At 72.4% G+C, this 6,234-nt stretch carries 6 protein-coding genes; 3 read left to right on the plus strand and 3 right to left on the minus strand.

Features of this window, described 5'->3' with window-relative positions; translation table 11 throughout:
• Positions 1–76: 76 nt before the first annotated feature.
• Entirely contained in the window at positions 77–1,882 is a 1,806-nt protein-coding gene (gene aspS, locus ABZU52_RS31600; protein WP_354974581.1) for an aspartate--tRNA ligase, read from the minus strand.
• A gap of 155 nt (positions 1,883–2,037) precedes the next feature.
• On the opposite strand from aspS, the gene ABZU52_RS31605 reads away from it, so the two are divergent.
• Complete coding sequence (locus ABZU52_RS31605) at positions 2,038–2,772, plus strand: DUF998 domain-containing protein (RefSeq protein ID WP_354974582.1); 735 nt, start codon at positions 2,038–2,040, stop codon at positions 2,770–2,772.
• Between the two features lie 126 nt (positions 2,773–2,898).
• A complete protein-coding gene (locus ABZU52_RS31610; protein ID WP_354974583.1) occupies positions 2,899–3,522 on the plus strand; it encodes a DUF998 domain-containing protein in 624 nt (207 codons plus the stop codon).
• Between the two features lie 96 nt (positions 3,523–3,618).
• Here the strand turns inward: ABZU52_RS31610 and ABZU52_RS31615 are convergent, their stop codons facing one another.
• Both ABZU52_RS31615 and ABZU52_RS31620 read right to left on the minus strand, forming a co-directional pair.
• Complete coding sequence (locus ABZU52_RS31615; protein WP_354974584.1) at positions 3,619–4,665, minus strand: S1 family peptidase; 1,047 nt, start codon at positions 4,663–4,665, stop codon at positions 3,619–3,621.
• A 406-nt stretch (positions 4,666–5,071) separates the two neighbouring features.
• Positions 5,072–5,548 carry a helix-turn-helix domain-containing protein gene (locus ABZU52_RS31620; RefSeq protein WP_354974585.1) on the minus strand — a complete coding sequence of 159 codons (477 nt, stop codon included), beginning with the start codon at positions 5,546–5,548 and terminating at the stop codon, positions 5,072–5,074.
• A 55-nt stretch (positions 5,549–5,603) separates the two neighbouring features.
• On the opposite strand from ABZU52_RS31620, the gene ABZU52_RS31625 reads away from it, so the two are divergent.
• The gene (locus ABZU52_RS31625; RefSeq protein WP_354974586.1) at positions 5,604–6,110 is read left to right on the plus strand and encodes a PaaI family thioesterase; all 507 of its coding nucleotides are present in this window, start codon (positions 5,604–5,606) and stop codon (positions 6,108–6,110) included.
• The last annotated feature ends 124 nt before the right edge of the window (positions 6,111–6,234 follow it).

Raw genomic sequence — 6,234 nt, forward strand, 5'->3', positions numbered from 1 at the left:
ACTCCCCAACAACAGGTTTCCGTCACCTCGCCGGCCCATGATGACGCAAACCTCTTGATCAACCAAGCAACAGGGGTCAGACCGGGTCGGCTACCGGGGCTGCCACGCCCGCCGTTCCCGTGTGGGCGGTGGCGGGGGGCTTGGGCTTGGCGTCGATGCCGGCCTCGGCGCGCTGCTGGGCGGTGATCGGGGTGGGCGCGCCGGTCAGCGGGTCGAAGCCACCGCGGGTCTTCGGGAACGCGATGACCTCGCGGATGGAGTCGGCACCGGCGAGCAGCATGCAGACCCGGTCCCAGCCGAACGCGATGCCGCCGTGCGGCGGGGCGCCGTACTTGAACGCCTCCAGCAGGAAGCCGAACTTGTCCTGCGCCTCCTCGGGGGTGATGCCGAGCAGGTCGAAGACCCGCTTCTGCACGTCACCCCGGTGGATACGGATCGACCCGCCACCGATCTCGTTGCCGTTGCAGACGATGTCGTACGCGTACGCCAGGGCGCGGTCCGGCGCCTCCTCGAACCGGTCCACCCACTCCGCGTTCGGCGAGGTGAACGGGTGGTGCACGGCCGTCCAGCCGCCCTCGTCGGTCTTCTCGAACATCGGCGCGTCGACCACCCAGCAGAACGCCCAGGCGCTCTCGTCGATGAGGCCAGCCCGCTTGGCGATCTCGACGCGGGCCGCCCCGAGCAGCTCCTGGGCCTCCCGCGTGGTGGCGCTCGCCGCGAAGAAGACCGCGTCACCCGGCTTGGCGCCGACCGCGTCGGCGAGCCCGCCCAGGTGCTCGGCGGAAAGGTTCTTCGCCACCGGGCCGCGCGCCTCGCCGGTCTCGGCGTCCAGCACCACGTACGCCAGACCGCGGGCGCCACGCGCCTTCGCCCAGTCCTGCCAGCCGTCCAGCTCCTTGCGGCTCTGCGCCGCGCCACCCGGCATCACCACCGCGCCGACGTAGCCGCCCGCGTCGATCGCCCCGGCGAAGACCCGGAACTCGGTGCCGCGCAGGTACTCGGTCAGCTCGGTCAGCTCGACGCCGTAGCGCAGGTCCGGCTTGTCCGAGCCGTACCGGGCCATCGCGTCGTGCCAGGTGATCCGCGGGATCGGTCGGGTGATCTCGTGCCCGGCCAGGTCCTTCCACAGGGCCGAGACGATCGCCTCGCCGAGGTTGATCACGTCGTCCTCGGTGACGAACGACATCTCGATGTCGAGCTGGGTGAACTCCGGCTGCCGGTCGGCGCGGAAGTCCTCGTCCCGGTAGCAGCGGGCGATCTGGTAGTACCGCTCCATGCCGCCGACCATCAGCAGCTGCTTGAACAGCTGCGGCGACTGCGGCAACGCGTACCAGCTGCCGGGCTGCAGACGCACCGGCACCAGGAAGTCGCGGGCGCCCTCCGGCGTCGAGCGGGTCAGCGTCGGCGTCTCGATCTCCAGGAAGTCCCGCTCGTGCAGCACACCCCGGGCGAGCTGGCTGGCCCGCGAGCGCAGCCGCAACGCGTTCGCCGGGCCACTGCGGCGCAGGTCCAGGTAGCGGTACTTGAGCCGGATGTCGTCACCGGCCTCGACCTGGTCGTCGACCGGCAGCGGCAGCGGGGCCGCCTCGGAGAGCACCTCCAGCTCGACGGCCGTCACCTCGACCTCACCGGTGGGCAACTCCGGGTTCTCGTTGCCGGTCGGCCGGCGGGTCACCTCGCCGACGACCTTCACGCAGAACTCGTTACGCAGCGCGTGCGCGTCCTCCTCGCGGAACACCACCTGGACAACACCGGAGCCGTCGCGCAGGTCGACGAAGATGACCCCGCCGTGGTCACGGCGGCGGGCCACCCAGCCGGCGAGCGTCACCGTCGAGCCGGCGTCCGCGGCGCGCAGGCTTCCGGCATTGTGGGTACGGATCACGGCTGGCAACTCCTCATCGTGGAACAGTCCTCACCCGCATTCTGTCAGGGGTGGCCGCTCCGCCTCCGGGCACCCGGCAGGCCGGCACGATCCGCTGGTGGCGTGGACCGGCGAACCCGGGCTCCCCCGGCAGCCGCGCCGGTTAACGTGGCGAAATGCGGCCCGTACCGAACTGGGCCGTCGCCACGGCGGCGGCCGCGCCCGTGCTGCTGGTGGGCGGTTGGACGGTGGCGCAGGCCCGACAGCCCGTCGGGTACGACCCGGTCCGGGACACCATCAGCGAGCTGGCGGGGCAGGACGCCACCGACGCGTGGATCATGGTGGTTGCCCTGGTGCTGCTCGGCTGCTGTTACCTGTCGGTCGCCGCCGTCCTGCACGCGGCGGGGCTGCCCAGCCGGTTCCTGCTGGCGATCGGCGGGGTGGCCACCATCGCGCTGGTCGCCTTTCCCCGGCCGCCGGTCGGTGGCTCGCTCAGCCACGGCATCGCGGCGACGGTGGCCGTCCTCGCCCTGGTGCTCTGGCCGGCCGGCTCGGCACTGCGACTGCCGCGTGCCCACGACACCGGGCATCCCACCCGACCGGAGCCGCCCTGGGCGTTCCGCCGGGCGGTGGGGTTGAGCGCCACGCTCGTGCTGCTCGCGCTCTTCGGCTGGTGCGCGTTCGAGGTGACCAGTGGGTCCCGCACCGGGCTGGCCGAGCGGGTGACGGCGGTGGCGGTCTCCCTCTGGCCGCTGCTGGCGGTCCTCTCCGCCCGGCGGGCACACCTCGCCCGGTCGGCCGGCGGCACCGTACGCGTCGGCCCGGACCTGCCGACCATCGGCGTCGTACCCCCCGATCCACTCGGACCACCCGACGGGCCGGCTTCCGGGCGACCCGACCGACTGCCGTGAGCCGTCGCCCCGCCTGATCTGGCAATCGCCGCCCCCGCCCGCCGATGACCCGCGCCCTCGGCGTCGTACGTCCGCCCGGAGCGCGCGGCCCGACGAATGCGCCGGTCGCACCGCTACGATCGCCCGATGTCCGCCGTTCCTCGTTGGGCCCTGCTGTCGGCCGGTGGCGCACCGCTGTTCCTCATCGGCGGCTGGACACTGGCGCAGGCCGCGCAGGCCGAAGGGTTCGACCCGGTGCGGCAGACCATCAGCGCGCTCGCCGCCACCGGCGCGGACCATCGCTGGATCATGACGATCGGGCTGGCCGGCCTGGGCCTCTGCCACCTGACGACCGCGCTCGGCCTGGTCACCGCCGCGCCGGCGGGCCGCGGGCTGCTGGCGCTGGGTGGGCTGTCGACCCTGATTCTGGTCGCGTTCCCGCAGAACCCGGCCGGTGGCTCGACGACGCACGCCGTGGCCGCCGGAGTGGCGTTCGGGGCGCTGGCCGTCTGGCCGGCCCTGGCGGTATCCCGTCGAGCGACGCCGTCCCCCGACCGGGAGCACCTCCATTCGCCAGCTCCCGTGCGCTCGGGGGCACTCGCGGCGACGGCGCTCCTGCTCGGGCTGGTCGGCTGGTTCGCCGTCGAGTTCTTCACCGACGGGGCATGGATCGGGCTGACCGAGCGGCTGGCGGCGGCCGCCGAGGCGGGCGTACCGCTGGCCGCCGTGCTGCTCTCCCGACGTTGGCCGAGACCGTCCGGGCCCGGCTGACCGCCGTCGCCTTCGCCCGGTGTCGGCGGGGTCCGGTGGTGCTCAACGCGACGCGGGCCGCCGGAGTGTTCCGGCGGCCCGCGTGTGGTGCGTGGGTCAGAAGACGCTGACGCCGTAGACGCTCAGGGCCTCGGTGACCGGCTGGAAGTAGGTCGTGCCACCGCTGCTGCAGTTGCCGCTGCCGCCGGAGGTCATGCCCAGGGCGGTGCTGCCGCTGAACAGCGAGCCGCCGCTGTCGCCCGGCTCGGCGCAGACGTTGGTGCGGATCAGGCCGGAGACCGAGCCCTCGGCGTAGTTCACCGTGGCGTTGGTCGCGTTCACCGAGCCGCTGCGCAGGCCGGTGGTGCTGCCGGAGCGCTGCACCGACTGGCCGACCGACGCGTTGCCGGCGCCGGTGATGTCCCGGTAGCTGCCGTTGTAGAGGTAGACGTTGCCGGCGGCGTTGGCCGAGTTGTTGTGCCGCACGATGCCGTAGTCGTTGCCCGGGAAGCTGGTGCCGGCCCGGGTGCCGAGCAGCGAGGTCTGGCCGGAGTTCGAGTACCAGCTCGACGAGATGTTGGTGCAGTGCCCGGCGGTGAGGAAGTAGTAGGTGCTGCCGCTGCGCACGTTGAAGCCCAGCGAGCAGCGTCCGCCGCCGCCAGCGTAGATGGCCTGGCCACCGGAGATCCGGGTGCTCAGCACGCCGGCCTCGGCCTCGACCCGGACCGCGCCGTTGGCCCGCGCGGCGGCGGCCTTGACCCGCTCCAACTTGGCCCCGGTGACGGTGCTGTCGACGGAGACGACGACCTGGTTGGTGACCGGGTCGCTCCACCAGGCGGTGCCCGGGATCTTGGCGGAGCGCTCCAGCTCGGCCGTGGCCCGGTTGAGCTCGGCGGCGCCGCGGGTGACGTAGCGGACGACGGCGCCGGCCTTGCTCGCCTTGCTCGCGGCGGCCGCGTCGGTCACCGTGACGACGGACTTGCCGCTGGCGTCGATGTACGAGCCGGCGGAGCGGTCGCCGAGTTGCGCGGAGATCGCGGCGGCGGCATCGGGCGACGCGGCAGGAGCGGCCTGGGCGGGCGCGCCGATGAGCGAGCCGACGACCAGGGTTCCGGAAACGGCGACTGTCGCCGCAACGCGGAATGAGGACCTCGTGGGTCGCATGTAACAAACCTCCTGGGCGGGGGAGCGGGTCTGCCGGGGGCGGCTGACCCGAGGGCAACCCGGCCGATCTGGGGAAACTGGCCGGGTGAGACAGAAGTATTCACATACTTAAGATCGTTGACAAGGCCTAGATTCGCCCAAATTTGCCAATCCTGATCGGCCACATCGCCGCAACACCCCTGACACACTGGCGAACAGCCACCGTCACACCCAACCGACGCCCGATCCATTTTTGGCGCGCACGGCCATCGATGTCTTGTCTGCACCGAGGCGGAGGCCCCCGCGCGACGCGAGCCGGGGCGCGGCGGCACGGCGCGGGGCACGGGGCACGGGACGGGGCGGGGCACGGGCGGGGCGGGGAGCGCGTCAGGCGTGCGACGCGGCAGAGGGTGCGGCGGGCGCCGGGTCAGGGGGTACGGCGACGGGCGCCGGGACCCGGACTGGGCACCACGTCACGGGGCCGAGCCACGTCGTGCCCGTCGGCGCAGCGCAGTTCGGCGCGGACCTCGGCGCCACAGTCGCGGTGCCGGACAGCGAGCGGAGGGCCCTCCGCGTCGGCGAGGTACCGGTCGCCCCATCCGAGCACGGCGACCAGCACCGGCCACAGGTCGAAGCCCTTTTCAGTCAGCCGGTACTCGTGGCGCAGCCGACTGCCCGGCTCCCGGTACGGCTCGCGTTTCAGCACGCCCTGCTCCACCAGGCTGGCGAGCCGGTTGGTCAGCACCTGGCGCGGAATGCCGGTGCGCACCCGCATGTCGTCGAAGCGGCGTACGCCGGTGAACACCTCGCGGAGGACCACCAGCGTCCACCGCTCACCGAGGACCTCCATCGCGCGGGCGATGGTGCAGTTCTCCACTGACCAGTCCAGAGCCGCGGGTCGCATCCGATCAGGCTAGATCTCGTTGACAGACTCAGCAACCTGCTGCCAGGCTGGGTCCATGACGCAGACGCAGGAGCCAGTGCGCAGCCGTACCTTCACCTGGGCGGACCCGTCGGTCAACGCCGCCCAGGTCGGTCGACGCAGCGGTCTGGACATGCTCCGGGCGATGATCGCCGGTGAACTGGCCGCGCCGCCGGTGATGCACCTTCTCGACATGACCCGGATGGAAGCCGACGAGGGCCGGGTCGTCGTCGAGCTGACACCGCAGGAGTTCCACTACAACCCGTTGGGCACTGTGCACGGTGGCGTGCTCTCGACGCTGCTGGACACCGCCGCCGCGTGCGCGGTGCACACCACCCTGCCCGCTGGCGTCGGCTACACCTCGCTGGACCTCAACGTGAAGTTCCTCCGCCCGGTCACCGTCGACAGCGGCACCCTGCGCTGCGAGGGCACGGTGCTGCAACGCGGCCGCCGCACGGCCCTGGCCGAGGCCCGGCTCACCGACGCCACCGACCGCCTGATAGCCCACGCCACCAGCACCTGCCTCCTCCTCCCCCTCCCCTAACAGCCCCCAGCCCACCCTGGCCCCGACCCGGCCAAGTTGATCAAGAGGTTTGCGTCAGAAAACCGGCTTCCGGTGACCGAAACCTCTTGATCAACACGAGCAAGGAGGGGGTGGGGGCTGGGGG

The organism is Micromonospora sp. NPDC005220 (assembly GCF_040607895.1).
Classification (GTDB): domain Bacteria; phylum Actinomycetota; class Actinomycetes; order Mycobacteriales; family Micromonosporaceae; genus Micromonospora.